The following is a 21,981-nucleotide window of genomic DNA, read 5'->3' on the forward strand; positions in this document are numbered from 1 at the left end:
GACCCAGTTGGGTGGGGAATTTAGACGGTGACGCCCAGCTTCTCCAGGATCAGTTCACGGACCCGGCCGGCGTCGGCCTGGCCGCGGGTGGCCTTCATGACTCCACCTACGATGGCGCCGATGGCCTGCACCTTGCCGCCGCGGATTTTGTCCGCCACGTCAGGCTGTGCAGCCAGCGCGGCGTCGATGGCTTCGAGAAGCGGGCCGTCGTCGGAAACCACGGCCAGGCCGCGCTTTTCGACAATTTCTGCGGGGGCGCCTTCACCGGCGAGCACGCCGTCCAGCACCTCCGAGGCCATCTTGTTGTTGATCTTGCCCTCTTCCACCATGCGGGCGAGCTCTACGATGGTGGCGGGCTGGACTCCCAACTGGCCGGGGTCGACGTCGGCGTTCTTTGCGCGGCCCACGATTTCGCCCATCCACCATTTGCGGGCAACGGAAGCGGAAGCACCTGCGGCGATTGTTTCCTCGATCTCGTCCATCACGCCGGCGTTCACCACATCGCGGAATTCGAGGTCCGAGTAGCCCCAGTCGGCCTGCAGCCGCTTGCGGCGGGCGGCCGGCGGCTCGGGCAGCGTGGCACGGAGCTCCTCGACCCACTCGCGTGAGGGAACAACAGGAACCAGGTCCGGTTCCGGGAAGTAGCGGTAGTCGTCGGCGTCGGACTTGGCGCGGCCGGACGTGGTGGTTCGGGTGTCCTCGTGCCAGTGGCGGGTCTCCTGGACGACCGGCTCGCCGGCATCGAGGACGGCGGCATGGCGCTGGATCTCGTAGCGGACGGCGTGTTCGACGGCGCGCAGCGAGTTCACGTTCTTGGTTTCCGAGCGGATGCCGAACCGTTCCCGGCCGTGCGGGCGGAGCGAGACGTTGGCGTCGCAGCGGACGTTGCCGCGTTCCATCTTCGCGTCGGACACACCGAGGTTCTTCACGATTTCACGGACCGCTGCCACGTAGGCCTTGGCGAGCTCGGGCGCGCGGGAACCGGCGCCTTCGATCGGCTTGGTGACGATTTCGACCAGGGGAACACCGGCACGGTTGTAGTCCACCAGGGAGAAGTCGGCGCCCTGGATGCGGCCGGTGGCACCACCCATGTGGGTGAGCTTTCCGGCGTCCTCCTCCATGTGGGCACGCTCGATCTCCACGCGGAACACGGTGCCGTCGGAGAGTTCGATGTCCAGGTAGCCGTCATAGGCGATGGGTTCGTCGTACTGGGAGGTCTGGAAGTTCTTGGGGGTGTCCGGGTAGAAGTAGTTCTTCCGGGCGAAGCGGCAGGACTCGGCGATCTTGCAGTTGAGCGCAAGGCCGATCTTGATCGAGGACTCGATCGCGGCCTTGTTCACTACCGGCAGGACGCCGGGCATGCCGAGGTCCACCTCGTTGACGTTGGTGTTGGGCTCGTCGCCGAAGACGTTGGGAGCGGAGGAGAACATCTTGGTCTTGGTGTTGAGCTCCACGTGGACCTCGAACCCCAGGACGGGATCGTACTTCTCCATGGCCTCTTCGAAGCTCAGGATTGCGTCGGTGTTCATTAGTTTGCCTCCTTGGCTTCGACGAGCACGGCCACGGGACGTGGGGAAAGTTCCGGGGCCTGGGCCAGCAGCGGGCCGCCCCACCTGGCCTCCAGCAGCGACTCCAGCACGGCGCCCACGCGGTACAGGCGGGCATCCTCCCGGGCCGGCGCCAGCAGCTGGATGCCAACGGGGAGCCCGTCCTCGTCGGCAAGGCCGCCGGGAAGCGACAGGCCCGGAACCCCGGCGAGGTTCGCCGGAATGGTGGCGACGTCGTTGAGGTACATGGCCAGTGGATCGTCCAGTTTCTCGCCCAGGCGGAAAGCGGTGGTGGGGGCGGTGGGCGAAATCAGGACGTCGGCCACGGTGAAGGCGGCGTCGAAGTCGCGCTGCACCAGGGTGCGGACCTTCTGAGCAGAGCCGTAGTAGGCGTCGTAGTAGCCGGCGGACAGCGCGTAGGTGCCCAGGATGATGCGGCGCTTGACTTCGTCGCCGAAGCCGGCGGCGCGGGTGGCCCCCATCACGCGTTCGATGGTCATGGGACCGTCCTCGGGGAGGACACGCAGTCCGTACCGGACGCCGTCGAACTTAGCCAGGTTGGAGGACGCTTCAGAGGGCATGATCAGGTAGTAGGCGCCCAGGGCGTACTGGAAGTTGGGGCAGGACACCTCGACGATTTCGGCGCCGGCGTCCTTGAGGAGTTCCAGGGAGTCGTGGAAGCGGTTTTCGACGCCGGCCTGGTAGCCCTCGCCGTGCAGTTCCTTGATGATGCCGATCCGCATGCCCTCGACGTTGCCGGTTTTCGCGGCGGCCACGAGGTCAGCCAGCGGGTCCGGCAGGGAGGTGGAATCGCGCGGATCATGCCCGCCGATGACCTCGTGCAGGAGGGCTGAGTCCAGGACGGTCCGCGAAACGGGGCCGATCTGGTCCAGCGACGATGCCATGGCGATGGCGCCGTAGCGGGACACGCTGCCGTAGGTGGGCTTCACGCCCACGGTTCCGGTGACCGCACCGGGTTGGCGGATGGACCCGCCGGTGTCGGTTCCCAGCGCGAGGGGCGCCTCGAAGGCCGCGACGGCGGCTGCGGACCCGCCGCCAGAACCGCCCGGGATCCGGTCCAGGTCCCAGGGGTTGCGGGTGGGCCCGTAGGCGGAGTGCTCCGTGGAGGAGCCCATCGCGAACTCGTCCAGGTTGGTTTTGCCCAGGATGGGCATCCTGGCCGCGCGCAGGCGCTCCACGACTGTGGCGTCGTAGGGGCTGTGCCAGCCCTCAAGGATTTTGGAGCCGGCCGTGGTGGGCTGGCCTACCGTGACGATGAGGTCCTTGACGGCGATGGGGACGCCGGCGAGGACATGCAGGGCGTCGGCTTCGGCGCCGCCGGCGGCGCGGATCGCGTCCACCTCTGCCGCGACGGCGAGCGCTTCCGCGGCGTTGACGTGCAGGAACGCGTTGACGCCCCGTTCGCCGCCGTCAACTGCAGCGATCCGGTCCAGGTATGCCTGGGTGACTTCCACGGAAGTGACCTCGCCGGCAGCAAGCTTTTCGGCCAGCGTGGACGCGGAGAGGCGGATGAGTTCGTTGGTGTCAGTCATGCTTTATGCCTCATCCAGGATTGCGGGGACCTTGAAACGGTTGTCATCGGAATCCGGTGCGCCGGAAAGCGCCTGCTCCGCTGTGAAGGTATGTCCCACAACGTCCTCGCGGAACACGTTGTTCAACGGGATGGGGTGGGACGTGGCCGGGACGTCATCACCGGCGGCTTCGCTCACGGACTTGACCGAATCAACGATGACGGCGAGTTCTCCGGCCATCCTGTCCAGCTCTTGGGCACTCATCTCAATGTGAGCGAGCCGCGCGAGGTGCGCGACGTCGTCACGGTTGATCGCAGCCATGGATCTCCCCTGCAAAGTTTGAATTGATTTTCCGGTCCATTCTAGTGGGGAAACGATGATGCCCGTCTGACATCCCCCAGCGGGCGTCAGACGGGCACCTTCAGGCCGGGGCTTCCAGCCCGCTTGGGCAGGACCGCGGCAGCTACAGACTAACCGATTCCAATGGCTCCGGTCAGCACGCCGATTCCGAGCATGACCAGGGAGACTACAGCGCTGCGCCACAGGACTTTCTTGTGGTGGTCACCGAGGTCCACCTTGGCCAGCGAGACCAGGAGCAGGATGGCGGGCACCAGCGGGCTCTGCATGTGGAACGGCTGGCCGGTGATGGAGGCGCGGGCCATTTCAGCGGCGCTGATTCCGTAGTGGCCTGCCGTCTCGCTCAGGACAGGCAGGACGCCGAAGTAGAAGGCGTCATTGCTCATGAAGAACGTCATGGGGATGCTGAGGACGCCGGTGATGATCGCCATGAACGGGCCCATGCTGGACGGGATGATCTGTACCAGCCACGCAGACATTGCTTCCACCATGCCGGTGCCGGTGAGGACGCCGGTCAGGACAGCGGCGGCCATGACCATGCTGACCACGGCAACCACCGACGGCGCGTGGGCAACGATTTGTGCCGCCTGGTCTTTGACGTGGGGGAAGTTCACCAGCAGGGCGATGGCGGAACCCACCATAAAGACGTACGGCAGGGGCACGAGGTCGGCAATGAGCATGCCCATGACGGCAACGGTCAGACCCAGGTTGAACCACTGCAGCCTGGGACGCAGGGTGCTGCGGTTGGGATCCAGCGCGGTGTCAGCCATGGCGGTATCGCTGTCATCGACGAGGGTTTCAGGGCGTTCCAGGACTGCAACAGATGAACCGCCGACGGCGGGGGCTGCTCCGCCGGGGTTGTTCCCCTCGCGGCCCGAACCACTGCGGCCGGTTCCGGAGCCGCCGGCGGAGGTGCCGCCGTCGAACCCTCCTGCAGTGAAGGGCTCTGCGGTGGACGGCGCACCCCAGATCTCCGGCTGGGTGGCGCGGAGGCGGTTGCGCTCCTGCAGGCCGAGCAGCCAGGCGAAGGCCAGGACGACGGCGATGCCGGCGAGGAGGGACGGAAGCATGGGCACAAAGACGTCGTTGACATCGATGTTGAGGGCACTGGCGGCGCGGGCGGTGGGACCGCCCCACGGGACGATGTTCATGGTGCCGTTGGCGAGGCCGGCCACGCAGGTGAGGACCACGGGGCTCATCTTCAGGCGGAGGTAGATCGGCAGCATGGCGGCGGTGGTGAGGATGAAGGTGGTGGAGCCGTCACCGTCCAGGGACACAGCCGCGGCCAGGATGGCGGTTCCCAGCACCACCTTGGCGGGGTCGTTGCCCAGCTTGCGAAGGATGAACCGGACCAGCGGGTCAAAAAGCCCCACGTCGATCATCAGTCCGAAGTAGATGATCGCGAACATCAGCAGGGCTGCTGTGGAGGTCATGGCCTTCATGGAGTCCATCACCATGTCGCCGATACCAAGGCCGGCACCGGCAAAAAGACCAAAAACTGTGGGGACGATGATCAACGCCAGCACTGGCGTCAACTTCTTCGTCATGATCAGCACCATGAATACCGCGATCATTGCGAATCCAAGTATTACCAGCACGGCCGGCTCCTTCTTTGTGAACAGCGGCACAGCGGTGTGACGCGTGCTACAGACTGTAGGGTGGCCGCCGTCACGGCCGTGCCTTTGGTTCAATTGATTGGCATACTGCTTGTTGCGAGCATTTTGCTCATTCTGCTCATCGCCCCGATGAGTGCCCGCCCATCCGGATCAAGGAGGACCGTGCCGCGTTCCAGCTCCCGTGCGCCGCTGCGGTTCTCCACCCAGACGCTCCTGCTGCAACTGGCAGTGGTACTTCTGGTGGTTCTGCTCAGCGCCGCCGTGCACGCCTGGCTGACGTACGACAGGGTGGGCCGCGAGGCGGAGAACCAGGCGCTCACCCTCGCCCGGACCGTAGCCTCCGACCCCTCCGTGCGGGCGGATGTCCTGGCCATCAGCCAACAGGCCGGTACTCCCCCGCCCGCCGAACTCGCCGCCGGGCCGCTGATGGCATCCGCGGAGGCTGTACGGGCCCGGACCGGCGCCCTGTTTGTGGTCATCACCGACGAAACAGGGCTTCGGCTGGCCCATCCCGATCCACAGCGTCTCGGGGAAAGGGTGAGCACTGATCCGTCAGAGGCCTTGTCCGGCCAGGAAGTCACCACCCGGAACACCGGAACACTAGGCCCGTCCGCCGGCGCAAAGGTCCCCGTCTACGCCCCGGGCAGCACCACCGTGGTGGGCGAGGTCAGCGTGGGCTATTCCATGGAGACCGTAGGCCAGAGCGTGGCACGCGACACCGGTCCCGTTGCCCTGACGGCCGCGTGCGCACTGCTCGCCGGCGTCCTGGGGTCCTTCCTGCTGCGCCGCCGCCTCCAGCGCCTCACGCTGGGCCTGGAGCCGGAGGAGATCAGCACCCTGGTCCACGACCAGGTGGCGGTCCTGCAGGGCGTGGACGACGGCGTTGTCGGCGTTTCGGCCGACGGACGGATCACTGTCTTTAACGCCGCAGCACAGCGGCTGCTGGGGTTGGCCGACCTGGCCGGAACCCGCTGGGAGGATGCACCCGTACCGGATCAGCTGAAGTCCCTGACCCGCCCCGGCTCGGCTCCCGCCGTTGAGCTGGTGGCCGGGGGCCGGGTCCTGGTTGCCAATGCGCGCAAGGCACTTCACCGGCGTGAGGACCTGGGCTGGGTGGTAATGCTTCGTGACCGCACGGAACTGCAGCAGCTCACCCGCCAGCTGGACGCCGTCGGAACCATGTCTACCGCCCTGCGGGCACAACGGCATGAGTTCGCCAACCAGCTGCACACCATCGCCGGCTTCATGAGTATCGGGCAGCACCACCAGGCCCGCGAGTACCTTGCCCGGCTGGCCGCGACGGGACCGCTGAAGTTCCCCGTGGACCAGGCCGAGCTGCTTCAGGACCCTTATCTCCAGGCGTTTGTGGGAGCCAAGGGCGTGGAGGCCGACGAGCGGGGCGTCGCCCTCCGCATCGGGCCGGAGACCCTGGTCCGCGGGCAGGTGACCGATGCCCAGGACGTCACCACCGTGCTGGGAAACCTGATCGACAATGCAGTGAACGCCGCGGTGGCCGGTTCGGCTCCGGACCGCTGGGTTGAAGTGGAAGTGATGGATGAGCCGGACAACGACGGCGGCACACTCCATGTGGTGGTGGCTGATTCAGGTGACGGGCTGGCCGAGGGGGCGGACGCCGAGGCTGTTTTCGCCGAAGGTTTCACCACCGCGTCCGGTCCTGTCCGCGCCGGTGGCGGCCAGGGCTTTGGGCTTGCGCTTGCTCGCCAGCTGGCCCGGCGCCGCGGTGGGGACGTGACGTTGCTGGACCCCGGCACACGCGGCGGCCCGGGTGCCGTCTTTATGGCCACGCTTCCCGGCACCACCGCGGGCACCAGGAATTCCGGGGGTACAGGAGCAAAGCTGAAGGACGCAGGGTTGACGGACGCAGGGTTAAGGGATACAGGTGGAGAGGAAAAGGATGCCTGAGGACTTTCGGGTGCTGATCGTCGACGACGACTTCCACGTAGCGAAGCTGCACGCCGCCTATGTGGATTCGGTGGCGGGCTTTTTGGCTCTGGCGCCGGTGGGGTCGGCATCGCTCGCGCTGCAGGCCATCCACAGCCTTCGGCCGGATCTGCTGTTGCTGGACGTTTACCTGCCGGACGCCTCCGGGCTTGACCTGCTGCAGCAACTGGATGTGGACACCGTGATCCTCAGCGCCGCCTCCGACGCCGCGTCCATCCGGATTGCTTTCCGCCGCGGCGCCCTGGGCTACCTGCTGAAGCCGTTTACCGCCGAGTCGCTTTCGCAGCAGCTCCGGTCCTACGCCCGGTACCGGCGCCTGTTGTCCCAGCCTGGCGCGCTGGACCAGGACAGCGTGGAGCGCGCCAAGCGGGCGCTGATCCCCGGCGATGTCACGCCGTCGTCGAAGCCCCGCTCGGCCACGGAGGCAGCAGTGCTGGAGTCACTGGTTCCCGGCGAACAGTATTCCGCCGCCGAGGTGGCGGGCCGGGTGGGTGTTTCGCGCGCCACCGCGCAGCGGTACCTTTCCTCGCTGGCAGACGACGGCGCCGTGGACATCCAGCTCCGCTACGGAACCACCGGCAGGCCGGAGCACCGCTACGGCCTGCCGGCGGGCCGGTAATCCGGTCGGGCCGCTAGCTGGCGCTCTTCTGGGCCACGAGCTCGATTTCGACCAGCATCTCCGGATCCAGGAAGGGCAGGACGTGTACCAGTGACAGGGTGGGCCGGATCTCGCCGAACACCTCGCCGTGGGCGCGGCCGGCTTCTTCCCATCTGCTGATGTCCGTCAGGTACAGCTTGGACTGGACCACGTCCTCAAAGCTGAAGCCGGCGTCCGCGAGGACTTTGCCGAGCTTTTGAAGGATGAACTGTGTCTGGGTGTAAAAGTCGTTACCGACCATGCCGTCCTCGCCGCTCGCAGCGGTGGCGGAAATGTAGAGGGTGTTGTCCACCTGAACGGCCCGGGAGTAGCCGAGGGTCTTTTCCCAGACGGAGCCGGTGCCGAAGGTTTTGCGCATGGTGGGCCTTTCAATGCTGGATTGGGTCGGCACCACTTTAGGGCGGCTACAGGTCCAGCCGGTAAACCAGCAGTTTTATGTCCGTTCCGGGCACCAGCCAGTCCCTCTCCGGAACCCTGGCGAAGCCGGTCTTGTTGTACAGCCCGCGCGCGCTCTCCCAGGTGCTGCCGGTAGTCAGCGACACTGCGCTGACTCCGTCCAGGGCCTTGGCGTGCTGAAGGATGGCCGCCATCATCGCTTTCCCGGCGCCGCTGCGCTGCACGGCCGGGTCCACCACCAGCATGCGGAACTCCAGCTCATCGGGGAGGGCGATGTCTGCGTAGGGCTCCCCTGCCCGGGCCAGCGTCACCGACCCGATCACCTGTCCTGCCCGCTCGGCTACCCAGACGGTGGCCTCACCCGCCCGCAGTGCCACTTCCTGGATCTTGCGCATATAGGGATGATCGGCGTCATCAAAGTACCCGGCAGCAAGGTAGGAGTCCCTGGTGATGCGGGCAACGTCGTCGAAATCGGATTCGACGACTGGACGGACTGTTATCTGGGAATGCACCCGTCAATGGTAGTGCTACCAGCCGGTAGCAGCGCGCAAAACCGGGGTTTCCGTGACTGAACTATCAGTCCTCCTTGGGCAGTTGGCCGGCACGAGGCCAGGAGCCCGGATTAGAGCGGGAATTTGCCGGACAGTTCCAGGGACGCTGCGCAGGTCCAGGCATCCAGCCGTTCCCGGTCGGTCGGGCCGCCGTCGAGCGGGCTGGAGAGCCGGGGCCGGCGGACCCAGCAGCCGGCTTCCTCCGCAATCAAAGCCCCGGCCGAGAAGTCGTGCTCGTTCAGCCCGCGCTCGCCGAAGGCGTCATGGGTGCCGTCCGCCACCAGGCACAGGTCCAGCGCAGCGGAGCCGAGCCGGCGGACATCCGCGAAGTCCTTAAGCAGTTCGGCGAACTGGGCGGCCTGCTCCGAGCGGATCCGGGGATCGTAGTTGAATCCCGTGGCAAGGATCTGCCCCTTGCGTCCCGGCACTGGCCCTTCAAGCCGGGTCAGCATTCCGTTCTCCTCCAGCCACGCGCCCTGGCCTCGAGCGGCGTAGTAGACGCGGCCCAGTGCAGGGGCGTTGACGACGCCGGCCAGCCACGCGCCGCCGGCATCGGCTACTGCCACGGAGGTGCCGTAGTAGACGATGTTGCGGATGAAGTTGGTGGTGCCGTCCAGCGGGTCGATGGACCACCGGTAGCCGGTAGGCTGTTCCGGCCTGGTGGTTCCGTGTTCCTCCCCGGTGATGGTGTCACCGGGCCGCGCTGCTGCGATGACGTCGCGGACCGCGTGCTCCGCGGCGACGTCGAACGCCGTGACCCAATCGCCGGCGTCGCCCTTGTTGCTGGCCTGAAGTCCCTCGGCACTCCGGCCGGAGAGCACCTTCGCCCCGGCCGCAGCTGCTTCCCTGGCCACCTCCAGCAATTCCTCTACAGAAACCTCGCTGGTCCTGTCGTCGCTGCTCACGCCGATACCTCCGCCGGTGCCGGCGGGCCCTCGGCCAGAAGCCTGCGGAAGCCGTCCTCATCCAGCACGGGAATTCCCAGCTGCTCGGCCTTGTCCAGCTTGGTTCCGGCGTTCTCGCCTGCCACCACGAAGCTGGTGTTTTTCGAGACTGAGCCGGAAGCCTTGCCGCCCCGCAGGAGGATGGCCTCCTTGGCCTCGTCGCGGCTGAAGTTCGGCAGCGAACCCGTGACCACCACGGTGAGCCCCTCAAGGGTCCGCGGCATGGACTCGTCCCGCTCGTCCTCCATCCTGACTCCCGCAGCAGCCCACCTGTCCACGATCTCCACGTGCCAGTCTTCGGCGAACCATTCCTTCAGTGCAGCGGCGATGGTGGGTCCCACCCCGTCCACGTGGGCCAGTTCATCCTCCGAGGCCTTCCGGATGGCATCCATGGTGCCGAAGGCCGTGGCCAGGGCGCGGGAAGCCCGTGGTCCGACGTGCCGGATGGACAGTGCCACCAGCACCCGCCACAGCGGCTGGGTTTTGGCCTTCTCCAGTTCGCGGAACAGTTTCTCAGTGGTGGCGGTGGGTTTCGAGGGCGACTTCGCGGTGCCCTTGCTGTAGAAGTACGGCACCAGTTCGAATTCCCCGGTAGCCACACCCTTCGTGCGTTTTTCACGACGGATTTTGACCTCTGACAGCAGTTCCGGCGTGAGATCGAACAGGGCAGCCTCGGTGGTGAGCGGCGGCACGTCGGGTTCCGCTGGCTGGGTGAGGGCAATGGCTGCTTCCCACCCGAGCGCTTCGATGTCGAACGCGCCGCGGCCTGCCAGGTGGAACACCCGTTCGCGCAGCTGGGACGGGCAGGATTTCGCGTTGGGGCAGCGGATGTCCACATCGCCCTCCTTGGCCGGGGCAAGGGGCGTGCCGCAGGAGGGGCACTCGGCGGGCATCACAAAGTCCCGGACCGGCGGATCCTGCTGGTCCCGCAGCGCCAGGACCGGGCCAACGATTTCGGGGATGACGTCGCCGGCCTTGCGCAGCACCACAATGTCGCCAATTTTCACCCCCTTGGCCTTGACGACTTCCTGGTTGTGCAGGGTGGCCATTTCCACCGTGGACCCAGCCACCTTCACCGGCTCCATCATCCCGAAAGGTGTGACCCGTCCGGTCCGGCCCACATTGACCTGGATGTCCAGGAGCTTGGTGTGGACTTCCTCGGGCGGATACTTGTAGGCCACTGCCCAGCGCGGTACACGGGTGGTGTAGCCGAGTGCCCGCTGGGTGGCGAAGTCATCGACCTTGACCACAATGCCGTCAATCTCATGGAGCAGCTTGTGCCGCTGGTCCCCGTACCGCTTGATGAAGTCCAGGACCTCATCCAGGCTCCCCAGCACCTCGGAGTAGGGGCTGACGGGCAATCCCCAGTCCTTCAGCAGGCCGTAGGTTTCGGACTGGCTGCGCGCCTGGAGCCCTTCGCGGGCGCCGATGCCGTGGACGAACATCTTGAGGGGGCGTTTGGCTGTTTCCGCCGGGTCCTTCTGCCGCAGGGAACCGGCAGCAGCGTTGCGGGGGTTGGCCAGAGGCGCCTTTCCGGCTTCGATGAGTGCTTCGTTGAATTCGGCGAAAGCCTTGGAAGGGATGAACACTTCCCCGCGGATTTCCACTTCTTCCGGAAACCCTTCGCCGCTGAGCTCCTGCGGGATCTCCTTGATGGTGAGGACATTGTGGGTGATGTCCTCACCGGTGGTGCCGTCGCCGCGGGTGGCTGCGCGCACGAGTTTCCCGTCGCGGTACAGCAGGTTGACCGCCAAACCGTCGATTTTGAGTTCGGTCAGCCACGCAGGCAGCTGAGTTCCGTCGCCGAGCTTTGCAATGCCCGCTGATGCTTTTGTCAGCCAGGCCTCGAGTTCCTCAAGGGAGAAGACATCCTCGAGGCTGTACATCCGCTGCAGGTGCTCCACGGCGGCGAACGCGGCCGAAACTTCGCCGCCGACTTCCTGGGTTGGCGAATCGTTGGACACAAGCTCCGGATGGAGCGCCTCGATCTCCTCCAGCCGCCGGAAGAGTTCGTCGAATTCCGCGTCAGAGACCAGGGGTGTGTCTTCCTGGTAGTACGCAAACCTGTACTTCCGGACCAGGTCAACAAGGTTTTCGTATTCCTCGCGGACCGGGTCGGAAGGGGTGGTTTCCGGCTCGGCGGGTGCGGTGGTCCGGGTGGCGGTCTGTTCTGCGGGGCCTGGTCCTGTGCTCACAGACCTATCTTGCCTTACCGCTGGAGCCGGGCGCTGGCATATGTGCGGCCCGGGGCAGGGACTGCGTCAACGACCAGCCCCGGGAGCAGCCTATGGCGCCGTCATTGTTTGCTTTCCACGGCGTCCACAACGATGACCGTGATGTTGTCCCGTCCACCGCTGCGCAGCGCGGCCTTGATCAGCTCATCCGCTGCCCGCTGGGGATGCTGCACCTTGCTGACGATCTGGTAGATGTCTTCGTCGGTGAGCTCCCCGGTAAGCCCATCGGAACAGACCAAAATGCGGTCGCCATCCCTAACCTGCAGCAACCAGTAATCCGCTTCGGTTTCGTCGCCGGTTCCAAGGGCGCGTGTGACCACGTGCCGCCGCGGATGGATCCTTGCCTGCCCAGGCGTGATTTCTCCGGCGTCCACAAGCTCCTGGACCTCAGAGTGGTCCACGCTGATCTGTTCGAACTTTTCCTGGCTGAGGCGGTAGGTGCGGGAATCCCCGATGTTCACCACCAGCCAGTACGGCATGCCCAGGTGCTCGACGACAACCGCCCCCGCCAGCGTGGTACCGGCACGTGCACCGGTGGCCTCACGGATGGAGTAGTCGGCCTGGACTAAATACTGCTGGAGGATCGCAGCTGTCACGCTGCGTTCACCCGTTGCAAGCTGGGGTATCGCGGCAAGGGCACGGACGCACATGCCGCTGGCAACCTCGCCGGCCTCATGCCCACCCATACCGTCAGCCACAGCGAAAACCGGATCGGCCGCGATGTAGGAATCCTCGTTCAGCTCCCTGTGGAGTCCCCGGTCTGTCCCGCAGCCCACGACAAGGCCAAGCTTTGGCCTCGGTGCGACGCTGGAGGGAACGCTTGCGGGCTGCTGTTTCATGCTCTCCTAAAATTAGTGGCTCGGATGACGGGAACCATGAATTCCGGGCAGCAATCCCCTGCCCCCACACCAACGGTAAAGATGCTAGTCCAGGACAAGCCCCTTGCCGAGCCCCCGGGTCAGGCGCACCGGCCGGATTTCGCCAAAGCCGCGCACGTTCTCCGGAGGCTGGGGCAGCATCACGAACCGTTCATCGTGCTCCAGCGCAGATGCCGTCATGGAGTCAATCAGCACGGTTCCCGGGTCGGCCAGGGTGGTCAGCCGGGCCGCGAGGTTCACGGTGGGACCGTAGATATCACCGAGCCGGGACAGGATCCTGCCCCAGACCATCGCCACCCTCGCTTCAGGCAGGATCTCGTCTTCGGTGAAGGCCTGGGCCAGCGCCAGGGAGATTTCCGCACCGGCCGCGGGGGTTTCCGCGATGTAAAGCACTTCGTCCCCCACGGTTTTGACCAGGCGGCCGCCGCCAACGGAGATGATTTCGGCGCACTTGTTTTCGAACCGCTGGACCAGCCGCGCCAGCGTTTTTTCGTTCATCCGCCTGGACAGGCTGGTGTAGGAGACAAGGTCGGCGAAGCCGACGGCGCGCGCCAGGGGCAGCGGGGCGTCGTCCTCGTCGCCTTCCCTGCCTTCTTCACTGGCCTGCAGTCCTGCTTCGGCACGGACCGCGAGCCGCTGGACACCTGCATTGAGCTGGCGGCGCCAGGAGTAGACCAGTACTTCCTCCAGCGCATCCACAAGTGCGGGAAGTTCGTTCACCAGGCGTTTGCGGGCAACGGCATCGGTGACGCCCTGTTCGTGGACCATGTCCTCCACGAGGGCTTCGATCTGCCAGACCACCATGCGGTCCGTCATCTGGCCGATGGAGCGGGTGACGGAGATGGCGGCTTCCTCCGTCAGCTTTCCGGACCTCACAAGGTCCACCACGGTGGAGAGGGCTGCCTGGTCGCGCTCGGTGAAGGCCACGTCCTCGTCACCAAAGTTCGGGAACCCGAGGGCACGCCAAAGTTTGCGCGCGGAGAGCAGGGAGAGGCCTGCGCCGGCGGCCACTTCACGACGGCGGAGCTTGCGTTCCCCACCCAACAGCCGGGACTCCAGGGCCTTCATTGCCAGCCTCTCGGCGGACATGGTGCCGGTGGCGGGATGGGCGTCGGCGGCCGGAGCGGGCGGCACGGTGGACTCGATACTTTCCTGCTGGTGCTCATCGTTCATTTGGTCCACCTTCTCTCATTTCCCACGGCAAAGCCCCGGCGGGGTAGTCCGCTGTTCGGTCCGGCTGGGCATCGTACCCGTCGGGCAGGTCCCCGATGGCGTCGAGGATGAAGTCCCGGAACGTGGCGACTTCGGGCACGTCGGGGAACGTGACCACTCCCTCATATCCGGTTTCCAAGGATATATTCCCGGAGCGGAAGAGACGTTGCAGGACCGACTCATGGACAGTCAGGTTACGGATGGAAGCGAGGTTGACCTGCTGGTCCTGCCGCCGCCATCTTCCGGACCTGGCCACCAGCCTCCGGCTGGTCAGCGTATAGCGGGTACCGTGCCAACGCAGCAGCCGGGGCAGGCAGTAACCCAGCCACACCGACGCAGCTGCGAGGACACACCCGGTCACGAGCCAGGGAGTCCAGCGGCCGGAGAGAGCCGGCACAGCCCGCCCCGCTTCTCCGCGGATTATCCAGGCGGAGCAATAGGCAGCAACGGCCGGGGCAAAAATGAAGGCAACCATCGCACCGGCAAGCTTCCTCGGCTGCGGACGGGTGGTGACAATCACCTGCTCCCCCGGAACAAGGCTCTTACGCATAACCGCCTTGGCCGGCGGCATCCGGAGCGGTCCACGGACGCAGGTGCACCACGTCTCCGGCGGTAACCACGTGCTCCCGGGAGTCGCGGTCCACCACCAGCAACGACCCGTAGTCATCAAGGCGGGACGCGTGGCCGATGATCTCGTGGTCCCCCGGAAGCTGTGCCCGCACCTGCTTGCCCAGGGTGACCATGACCGCCTCAACCCGCTTGTGCAGCGACGCCCCGCCCGCCATGCCTGCCGCCGGGTCGCCGTCGGCATTGCAGAAGCTGCGGTACAGCACGGAAAACTTCAAAAGATAGCTCTTCAGGAGCAGGGTACGGTCCGCCGTCCTGGCGTCCTCGAGCACCACCGAGGTGGCAGTGGGGACAGGCAGCTCCGCGGCCCCAAGGGTAACGTTCAGGCCGGTTCCCACAATGACAGGCGGCACGGAGCCGTCCGCCATGGGGCCCAGCTGGGCCAGGATGCCCGCAATTTTCTTTCCACGCACCAGGACGTCGTTGGGCCATTTCAGCTCGGCCGGTATTCCTGCGGTTTCGAGCAGGGATTCCCTCAGGGCAAGCGCGGCAATCAGGGACAACCAGGAATAGCTTTGCGTGGGCAGCGGGCGGCCTTCAGCGTTGGCCGGACGCAGGACCACCGAGACCGAGATCGAACTCAGCGGCGGAGCTTCCCAGTGCCGGTCCAGCCGCCCGCGCGCGGCTGTCTGGTACTCGGCAGTGAGCACGGACAGATCGGGCCAGGCACGTGGGTCCACCGTGACGGACCGAAGGAGGTCGGCATTGGTGGATCCGGTGGAGTCCACCACTTCCAGCCGCGGGATGCCGGCGGCGGACAGAAAGTTCGAGTCCGCCAGGTCCCCCCGGTTCAAGGGCGTACCGGGGGTATGTGCGTCATCCATAACTAAATCCTACCGACCCGGGCAGGAGGTCCCGCCTACAGGAAGATGTCCGGAACCAGCCGGTCCTCCGGTGCCCCGAGGCTGTACGGACGAAAGTCGGCCACCCCGGCTGCGGTGAGGACTTCCTCATCCGTATGGAAGTTGCCGCTGGACGTACCCCCGGCACGACGGTTGGCTCCGGTGAGGATGGCATGCGCCGCATCGGCCATGATCCGGGGGCCGCGCGCTGCCTGCACCATTTGCTCGCCGTGGGGCATGTTCCGGATGGCTGCGGTGTCGATCAGGGTGCAGGGCCACAGCGAATTGACGCTGATTCCGTCCGCTTTCAGTTCCTCCGCGAGCCCCAGGGTTGTCAGGCTCATTCCGTACTTGGCCATGGTGTAGGCCAAATGCTTGCCGGCCCAGTACGGATCGAGGTTCAGCGGTGGTGAAAGGGTGAGGATGTGCCCGCCGGCGGAGGCGCGCAGCGCCGGCAGCGCCAGCTTGGACAGCAGGAAGGTTCCGCGGACATTGATGTCCTGCATCAGGTCGTACTTTTTCATGTCGACGGCGTCCGTGCCTGACAGGTCGATGGCGGAGGCGTTGTTGATGACGACGTCGATGCCTCCGAAGCGCTGCACCGCCGCCGAGACTGCCCGCTGCACGTCCTCGTCGCTGCGGACATCGCCGACCAGCGGAAGTGCCTGGCCGCCGGCCGCCTCCAGCTGTTCGGCGGCGGTGTACACCGTGCCTTCCAGTTTCGGATGCGGCTCCCCGGTCTTGGCCATCAGCACCACGTTCGCACCGTCCTCGGCGGCCCGGACGGCTATTGCCAGCCCGATCCCGCGGCTTCCGCCGGACATGAGGACAGTGCGGCCGCGAAGGGAGCCAGCAGGCCGGTACGGGCTGGCGAAGGAGCCCGAAGCATCGTTGCTCAAAGTCATAAAAATCACTGTAACCCCATTATGTTACTGACGAGTAACATCTGGTCTCTGGTTGTGGCACGGCAGAAAATTGTAGGTTCCCTACAGCGGTGGGCGCCAGAAGCGTCATTAGACTAGCCAGCAGGGCTGGTTCTTTGTGTGGATGCTACTTAACTCCCGCGGGAGACCTGCCGCCTAGGACAGCGCCACAGGACCAATTTGCTACAGAGCCGGAGATATTTGATGAGCCACGATCTGACAACGACAGCGGGAAAGATCGCCGATTTCCGCGACCGCCAGGCCCGTGCCGAACAGCCCTCCGGCCCCGAAGCGATCGAGAAGCAGCACGCGCGCGGCAAGAACACTGCCCGTGAGCGTATCGCCCTCCTGCTGGACGAAGACTCGTTCGTGGAATTCGACGCCCTGGCCGTCCACCGCTCCACCGCGTTCGGCATGGAGAAAAAGAAGCCGCTGGGCGACGGCCTGGTTTCCGGCTACGGCACCGTGGACGGGCGCCCCGTAGCCGTTTACAGCCAGGACTTTTCCGTGTACGGCGGCTCCCTGAGCCAGGTCAACGGCGAAAAAATTGTCAAGGTGCAGGAATTCGCGTTGCGCAACGGCTGTCCCGTCGTCGGCATCCTCGATGGCGGCGGGGCCCGCATCCAGGAGGGTGTGGCATCGCTGGCCATGTTCGCCGATATCTTCCGCAACAACGTCCACGCCTCAGGGGTGGTGCCGCAGATCTCCCTGATCATGGGTCCTTCCGCCGGCGGCGCCGCCTACTCCCCCGCGCTCACCGATTACGTGGTGATGGTGGACAAGACCTCACACATGTTCATCACCGGCCCGGACGTCATCAAGACCGTCACCGGCGAGGACGTGGACATGGAAACCCTGGGTGGTGCCCGCCAGCACAACGCCACCACCGGAACGTCCACGTATTTGGCTTCCGATGAAGCCGACGCCATCGAGTTTGTCCGCGAACTGCTGGACTTCCTGCCCTCGAACAACCTCTCGGAAGCTCCGGTGCTGGAGCACCAGCAGGAGCCGGAGGTCGACGACGACGACCTCGCCCTGGACACGCTGATCCCGGACTCGGCCAACCAGCCCTACGACATGCGCAGCGTTGTGGAGCAGATTGTGGACGACGGCCACTTCCTCGAAATGCAGGCCCTGTACGCCCCCAACGTAATGATCGGCTATGGCCGGGTGGAGGGCCACACGGTGGGCATCGTGGCCAACCAGCCACTCCAGTTCGCCGGCACACTGGACATTGCCGCCTCCGAAAAGGCAGCGCGCTTTGTCCGCCACTGCGACGCGTTCAACATCCCCATCATCACCCTGGTGGACGTTCCGGGCTTCCTGCCGGGCAAGGACCAGGAGTTCCAGGGCATCATCCGCCGCGGCGCAAAACTCCTCTATGCCTACGCGGAAGCCACCGTTCCCAAACTCACCGTGATCACCCGCAAGGCCTACGGCGGCGCGTACATCGTGATGGGTTCCAAGAAGCTCGGTGCCGACCTGAACCTTGCCTGGCCCACGGCGCAGATCGGTGTGATGGGGGCACAGGGCGCCGTCAACATCCTGTACCGCCGGGACCTCGCAGCGGTGGCCGAGGCAGGTGGAGACGTCGAGGCGCGCCGGGCTGAAGTCATCCGTCAGTACGAGGAAGAGCTGCTGAACCCCTACCAGGCAGCCGAACTGGGTTACGTTGACGCCGTGATCGCGCCGTGCGAAACCAGGACCCAGATCATCAAGGGCCTGCGGGCGCTGCGCGACAAGCGGGCCAGCCTTCCCACCAAGAAGCATGGGAACATCCCGCTGTGAACCCCGCCCAGCCCGTCACGCCGCAAGCCCAGCCCGAAGAGCCGGCGGTTGATCCTGGCGCGGCGCCCGCAGACGGTGCCCCGCTGTTCACTGTTGTCAAAGGCCAGCCGACGGCTGAGGAACTGGCTGCGCTGACCGCCGTCGTACTCTCCCTGGGAGGCGCAGAACCGGCACTTACGGACAAGCCCCCGGTGCGTCACTGGGTTCGGCGGCAGCAGCTGCGCCTGGCGCCCGCGCCCGGGCCGGGGGCGTGGAAACGCAGCCGGGGTTAATCCTCCCCACCGGCTCCCAAGCCTCGCTGCGCTCGACTTGGGCCCCTCGCCGGAATGGGCCCCTATTCCGGCAGCCGTGCGGTTAGTCTCGGAGGGTGACTACAGATACTGCTCCTGCCGCCCGCCCGAAAACCCGCATCGACGCCGTCGCGGACACCTACACGGATACGCTCATCAGGCTCAATCCGTCCTTCGCCACCACCCTTGGCGTTCCCGGACACGAGACCGAATACCAGGACTTCTCCCCCGCCGGCATCGCTGAGTTCGCGGAGGAGGCCCGGAAGGCCCTCACGGACCTTGAAGGGCTCGAACCTGAGGACGAGGTCGACGCCGTCACACTCGACGCCATGCAGGAGCGGCTTGGCCTGCAGTTGCTGATCCACGCGTCCGGCTGGGATTATGCGGACCTGAACAATATCGCCTCCCCTGCCCAGGACATCCGCTCCATTTTCGACCTCATGCCCACGGAGACAGAGCAGGACTGGCAGCACATCGCCGGCCGGGCCCTGAACGTTCCGGCGGCCATCGGCGGCTACATCGGATCCCTGCGGCTGGCCCGTGACGCCGGCCGGGTTGCTGCTGCCCGGCAGGTGAACATCGTCGTTGAGCAAACCACGAAGTACGCCGCAGAGGACGGGTTCTTCGCGAAGCTTGCGGCAGGAGCCGCCACCGCCGCCGGGCCCCTGTCGGCCGCGGTGCAGGAAGAGCTCGACGCCGGCGCCGCCGCCGCGCGCAGGGCTTATGCAGGGCTGGCAGCATTCCTTCGGACGGAGCTGCTGCCGGCCGCGCCGGAAAAGGACGCGGTGGGCCGGGCCCGCTATGCACTCGCCTCCCGTTCCTTCCTCGGCGCCACCGTGGACCTGGAAGAGACTTATGCCTGGGGCGTGGAGGAACTCGACCGGCTGATCGCCCAGCAGGAAAAGGTGGCGGACACCATCAAGGCCGGTGCCACCATCGAAGAAGCCAAGGACATCCTGAACAGCGATCCCGCGCGCCAGCTAAAAGGCAAAGAGGCGCTGCGGGAGTGGATGCAGGAGCTTTCGGACAAAGCCGTTGCCGAACTTGCCGACGTCCACTTTGAGATCCCGGAGGTCATGAGGAAACTTGAGTGCCTCATCGCTCCCACTGACGAGGGCGGCATCTACTACACCGGCCCGTCCGATGACTTCAGCCGTCCCGGCCGCATGTGGTGGTCCGTCCCGGCCGGCGAGGACACGTTCACCACCTGGGCTGAAACCACCGCGGTCTTCCACGAAGGAGTTCCGGGACACCACCTCCAGGTGGCCACTGCCACCTACCGCCGGGAACTGCTGAACAAGTGGCGCCGTAACGTGTGCTGGACCTCCGGCCACGGCGAAGGGTGGGCCCTTTATGCCGAGAAACTGATGCAGGAACTGGGCTACCTCAAGGATCCGGGCGACTACATGGGCATGCTGGACATGCAGCGGATGCGGGCCGCCCGCGTGGTGTTCGACATCGGCGTCCACCTCGAACTCGAGGTTCCCGAACGCTGGGGCTCCGGCACCTGGACCCCGGACAAGGGGTACGGGTTTCTGAAGCAGAACCTGCCCATCAGTGAGGGACAGCTCAGCTTCGAGTTCACCCGCTACCTCGGCTGGCCGGGACAGGCACCGTCCTACAAAGTCGGCCAGCGGCTCTGGGAACAGATCCGGGCCGAACTCCAGGCACGGCCCGGCTTCGACCTGAAGGAGTTCCACACCCGCGCCCTGAACATCGGCTCCGTCGGACTCGACACACTCCGGCGCGCGCTGCTCCGGTGATGGAGATGGCAGGTTGTGGTCAGACCCGTTCCGCTCATCCTTCGACTGCCACAGCCGTTGGAACGGGTCTGACGCTGCCCTCAACAGCCCACCGGGTTTCCTCTTCAATGAGGTCCGCGTTGATCCCCGCCCCAGCCATGACACCCTCGGCAGCTGCGGTGATTACCTGAGCCATCAGGTTGGAGACGTTGCCCGCTGCGTATACGCCCGGGACGCCTGTAGCACCCATGGGATCGGTCCCGATGAAACGGCCCGCGCCTGACGGGTGCACCTGGGTGGCCAGCCCCAGCGATTCCAGAAAGGTGGACCTGGCCTCCATCCGTGTGCCGACAGCCAGTGCTGCTACCTGGAACGAGGTACCTTCCCGTAGCGTGACTCCTTTGAGGACACCATCCGCAGCGTCAACGGAAGCCACGGGCCCGGGAACCACGGTGACGGACCGGGCAGCGAGCTTGACCCGTTCCGCGTCAGTTGGCTCCACCGCGTCATTCAGGAACAGGGTGACATCACTGGACCACTGCCGGAACAGCAGTGCCTGATGGACGGACAGCGGGCCAGTGCCCAGCACCCCAATGCGCTGCCCGCGGATTTCCCAACCGTGGCAGTAGGGGCAGTGCACAACGCCCTTTCCCCATTGCTCCCGCAGCCCCTGGATCGGAGGCAGTTCGTCCGTCAAGCCGGTGGTCACGAGGAGGCGCCTGCCGGTGAACCGGCGGGCATCTTCGGTGACCACCTCGAAGCCGTCGGCTGTTCTCCGTGCCGAAACAGCTTCCGCGTCAATGACGGTGCCGCCGTAGGAGAGCACTTCGGTGCGTCCCGTGGCCAGCAGGTCCGAGGGTTTCATTCCGTCCCTGGAAAGATAGCCGTGAATTCCGGCCGCAGGCGCGTTCCGCGGCATTCCGGAATCGATGACCAGCACCGTGCGCAGCGCGCGGGCCAATGTTGTCGCCGCGCTGAGCCCGGCGGCCCCGCCGCCAATAATTACAACGTCATACCGTGTGGTGTCCATGCCGCATTCGTCCTTCCCTGCGTTTTTCAGATCCGCCGCCAATGTCCCCGGGCGGTGATAACAGCCTTCCCCGCATCTGGAGGCAGTGGCAAGTATCGTTGCTGATCTGGCAAAGTGGCAGTATGGACAGCGACTTGGACGACGTTCTCGGGGCGGTTGGCCCCCGGCTTCGCGCAATCCGTGCCGAGCGGAACTTCACCTTGGGGGAAGTTTCCACGGCCTCGGGCATATCGGTGAGCACCCTTTCCCGCCTGGAGTCCGGCCAGCGCAGGCCCAACCTCGACATCCTGCTGCCCCTCGCGCAGTTGTATGGCGTTCCCCTGGATGACCTCGTGGGTGCCCCGCCCACCGGAGATCCGCGGATCCACCTGCGCCCCATCACCCACGCAGGGATGACGGCTGTCCCGCTCACCCGCCGTCCGGGCGGGCTGCAGGCCTTCAAGATGGTGCTGGCCGGCGAGGCCCGCGGAGCGGAGCCTGACCCGCGGGTGCATGAAGGTTATGAATGGCTCTACATCCTCAACGGGCGGCTGCGCCTGGTGCTGGGCAACAAGGACTTTGAACTCCGGCCTGGCGAGGCCGCGGAATTCGACACCCGCACCCCGCACTGGTTTGCAAGTGCCGACGGCAAGCCCGTCGAGTTCATTAGCCTGTTCGGGCAGCAGGGGGAGCGGATGCACGTCCGGGCGCGGCCTAAGGCCGGCCAACGATGACCCAAAGAGCGAGACCTTAAGCACTACGGCGAAGGGAATAACTTCATAAAAGCGCGGAAAACCGCTGATTTATGGGCTTTTTCTATGTCTGGTACTTCGCGGGACGCCGTAACATTTCTCAACATCCGTTCGTCGTGAT

20 protein-coding genes are annotated in these 21,981 nt (G+C 65.7%); 6 read left to right on the forward strand and 14 right to left on the reverse strand.

Going from position 1 to position 21,981, the window contains the following annotated elements; genetic code table 11:
* Positions 1 to 20: 20 nt before the first annotated feature.
* The 4 genes from gatB to AC5RVN_RS07360 all read right to left on the reverse strand — a co-directional run bounded on the left by gatB (position 21) and on the right by AC5RVN_RS07360 (position 5,034).
* Positions 21 to 1,529 (reverse strand): Asp-tRNA(Asn)/Glu-tRNA(Gln) amidotransferase subunit GatB, encoded by a 1,509-nt coding sequence (gene gatB / locus AC5RVN_RS07345; RefSeq protein ID WP_494040955.1) that lies wholly within the window; start codon positions 1,527 to 1,529, stop codon positions 21 to 23.
* Positions 1,529 to 3,100 carry an Asp-tRNA(Asn)/Glu-tRNA(Gln) amidotransferase subunit GatA gene (gatA, locus tag AC5RVN_RS07350; protein ID WP_494040956.1) on the reverse strand — a complete coding sequence of 524 codons (1,572 nt, stop codon included), beginning with the start codon at positions 3,098 to 3,100 and terminating at the stop codon, positions 1,529 to 1,531. Before gatA ends, gatB begins: the two co-directional genes overlap by 1 nt.
* 3 nt (positions 3,101 to 3,103) lie before the next feature.
* On the reverse strand, positions 3,104 to 3,400 hold the full coding sequence (gene gatC / locus AC5RVN_RS07355) for an Asp-tRNA(Asn)/Glu-tRNA(Gln) amidotransferase subunit GatC (protein ID WP_307095783.1): 297 nt from the start codon (positions 3,398 to 3,400) through the stop codon (positions 3,104 to 3,106).
* Between the two features lie 149 nt (positions 3,401 to 3,549).
* The gene (locus AC5RVN_RS07360; RefSeq protein WP_494137496.1) at positions 3,550 to 5,034 is read right to left on the reverse strand and encodes a CitMHS family transporter; all 1,485 of its coding nucleotides are present in this window, start codon (positions 5,032 to 5,034) and stop codon (positions 3,550 to 3,552) included.
* Between the two features lie 180 nt (positions 5,035 to 5,214).
* Between AC5RVN_RS07360 and AC5RVN_RS07365 the strand changes: the two genes are divergently transcribed.
* Together AC5RVN_RS07365 and AC5RVN_RS07370 are read left to right on the forward strand one after the other, a co-directional pair.
* Positions 5,215 to 6,975 (forward strand): sensor histidine kinase, encoded by a 1,761-nt coding sequence (locus AC5RVN_RS07365; RefSeq protein ID WP_494137497.1) that lies wholly within the window; start codon positions 5,215 to 5,217, stop codon positions 6,973 to 6,975.
* Positions 6,968 to 7,633, forward strand: a complete 666-nt coding sequence (locus tag AC5RVN_RS07370; RefSeq protein WP_494137498.1) for a response regulator — start codon at positions 6,968 to 6,970, stop codon at positions 7,631 to 7,633. The genes AC5RVN_RS07365 and AC5RVN_RS07370 overlap by 8 nt, the downstream gene beginning before the upstream one ends.
* 13 nt (positions 7,634 to 7,646) lie before the next feature.
* Here AC5RVN_RS07370 and AC5RVN_RS07375 read toward each other — a convergent pair whose 3' ends face one another.
* From AC5RVN_RS07375 to AC5RVN_RS07415, 9 genes are all read right to left on the reverse strand, one after another.
* A complete protein-coding gene (locus AC5RVN_RS07375) occupies positions 7,647 to 8,030 on the reverse strand; it encodes a RidA family protein (protein WP_494137499.1) in 384 nt (127 codons plus the stop codon).
* 46 nt (positions 8,031 to 8,076) lie between these two features.
* On the reverse strand, positions 8,077 to 8,580 hold the full coding sequence (locus AC5RVN_RS07380; protein ID WP_494137500.1) for a GNAT family N-acetyltransferase: 504 nt from the start codon (positions 8,578 to 8,580) through the stop codon (positions 8,077 to 8,079).
* Positions 8,581 to 8,690: 110 nt separating this feature from the next.
* Positions 8,691 to 9,524 (reverse strand): inositol monophosphatase family protein, encoded by an 834-nt coding sequence (locus AC5RVN_RS07385; RefSeq protein WP_494137501.1) that lies wholly within the window; start codon positions 9,522 to 9,524, stop codon positions 8,691 to 8,693.
* Positions 9,521 to 11,758, reverse strand: coding sequence for an NAD-dependent DNA ligase LigA (ligA, locus tag AC5RVN_RS07390; protein ID WP_494137502.1), 2,238 nt, complete (start codon positions 11,756 to 11,758; stop codon positions 9,521 to 9,523). The genes AC5RVN_RS07385 and ligA overlap by 4 nt, the downstream gene beginning before the upstream one ends.
* 101 nt (positions 11,759 to 11,859) lie before the next feature.
* A complete protein-coding gene (locus AC5RVN_RS07395; protein ID WP_494137503.1) occupies positions 11,860 to 12,636 on the reverse strand; it encodes a PP2C family protein-serine/threonine phosphatase in 777 nt (258 codons plus the stop codon).
* Between the two features lie 84 nt (positions 12,637 to 12,720).
* Positions 12,721 to 13,848, reverse strand: coding sequence for an adenylate/guanylate cyclase domain-containing protein (locus AC5RVN_RS07400; protein ID WP_494040965.1), 1,128 nt, complete (start codon positions 13,846 to 13,848; stop codon positions 12,721 to 12,723).
* Complete coding sequence (locus AC5RVN_RS07405; protein ID WP_494104665.1) at positions 13,838 to 14,437, reverse strand: PH domain-containing protein; 600 nt, start codon at positions 14,435 to 14,437, stop codon at positions 13,838 to 13,840. The genes AC5RVN_RS07400 and AC5RVN_RS07405 overlap by 11 nt, the downstream gene beginning before the upstream one ends.
* Positions 14,430 to 15,338, reverse strand: coding sequence for a biotin--[acetyl-CoA-carboxylase] ligase (locus tag AC5RVN_RS07410; protein WP_494137504.1), 909 nt, complete (start codon positions 15,336 to 15,338; stop codon positions 14,430 to 14,432). Before AC5RVN_RS07410 ends, AC5RVN_RS07405 begins: the two co-directional genes overlap by 8 nt.
* Positions 15,339 to 15,373: 35 nt before the next feature.
* Entirely contained in the window at positions 15,374 to 16,261 is an 888-nt protein-coding gene (locus AC5RVN_RS07415; RefSeq protein WP_494137505.1) for an SDR family oxidoreductase, read from the reverse strand.
* A 222-nt stretch (positions 16,262 to 16,483) separates the two neighbouring features.
* On the opposite strand from AC5RVN_RS07415, the gene AC5RVN_RS07420 reads away from it, so the two are divergent.
* The 3 genes from AC5RVN_RS07420 (at position 16,484) to AC5RVN_RS07430 (ending at position 20,120) form a co-directional block, all read left to right on the forward strand.
* Entirely contained in the window at positions 16,484 to 18,067 is a 1,584-nt protein-coding gene (locus tag AC5RVN_RS07420) for an acyl-CoA carboxylase subunit beta (RefSeq protein ID WP_494040969.1), read from the forward strand.
* A complete protein-coding gene (locus tag AC5RVN_RS07425; protein WP_494137506.1) occupies positions 18,064 to 18,339 on the forward strand; it encodes an acyl-CoA carboxylase subunit epsilon in 276 nt (91 codons plus the stop codon). The genes AC5RVN_RS07420 and AC5RVN_RS07425 overlap by 4 nt, the downstream gene beginning before the upstream one ends.
* A 95-nt stretch (positions 18,340 to 18,434) precedes the next feature.
* Positions 18,435 to 20,120, forward strand: a complete 1,686-nt coding sequence (locus AC5RVN_RS07430; RefSeq protein WP_494137507.1) for a DUF885 domain-containing protein — start codon at positions 18,435 to 18,437, stop codon at positions 20,118 to 20,120.
* Between the two features lie 34 nt (positions 20,121 to 20,154).
* Here the strand turns inward: AC5RVN_RS07430 and AC5RVN_RS07435 are convergent, their stop codons facing one another.
* Positions 20,155 to 21,129, reverse strand: a complete 975-nt coding sequence (locus AC5RVN_RS07435; protein WP_494137508.1) for an NAD(P)/FAD-dependent oxidoreductase — start codon at positions 21,127 to 21,129, stop codon at positions 20,155 to 20,157.
* Positions 21,130 to 21,251: 122 nt separating this feature from the next.
* On the opposite strand from AC5RVN_RS07435, the gene AC5RVN_RS07440 reads away from it, so the two are divergent.
* Positions 21,252 to 21,842 (forward strand): helix-turn-helix domain-containing protein, encoded by a 591-nt coding sequence (locus tag AC5RVN_RS07440; RefSeq protein WP_494104659.1) that lies wholly within the window; start codon positions 21,252 to 21,254, stop codon positions 21,840 to 21,842.
* The last annotated feature ends 139 nt before the right edge of the window (positions 21,843 to 21,981 follow it).

It is taken from the genome of Arthrobacter sp. sptzw32 (assembly GCF_059089735.1).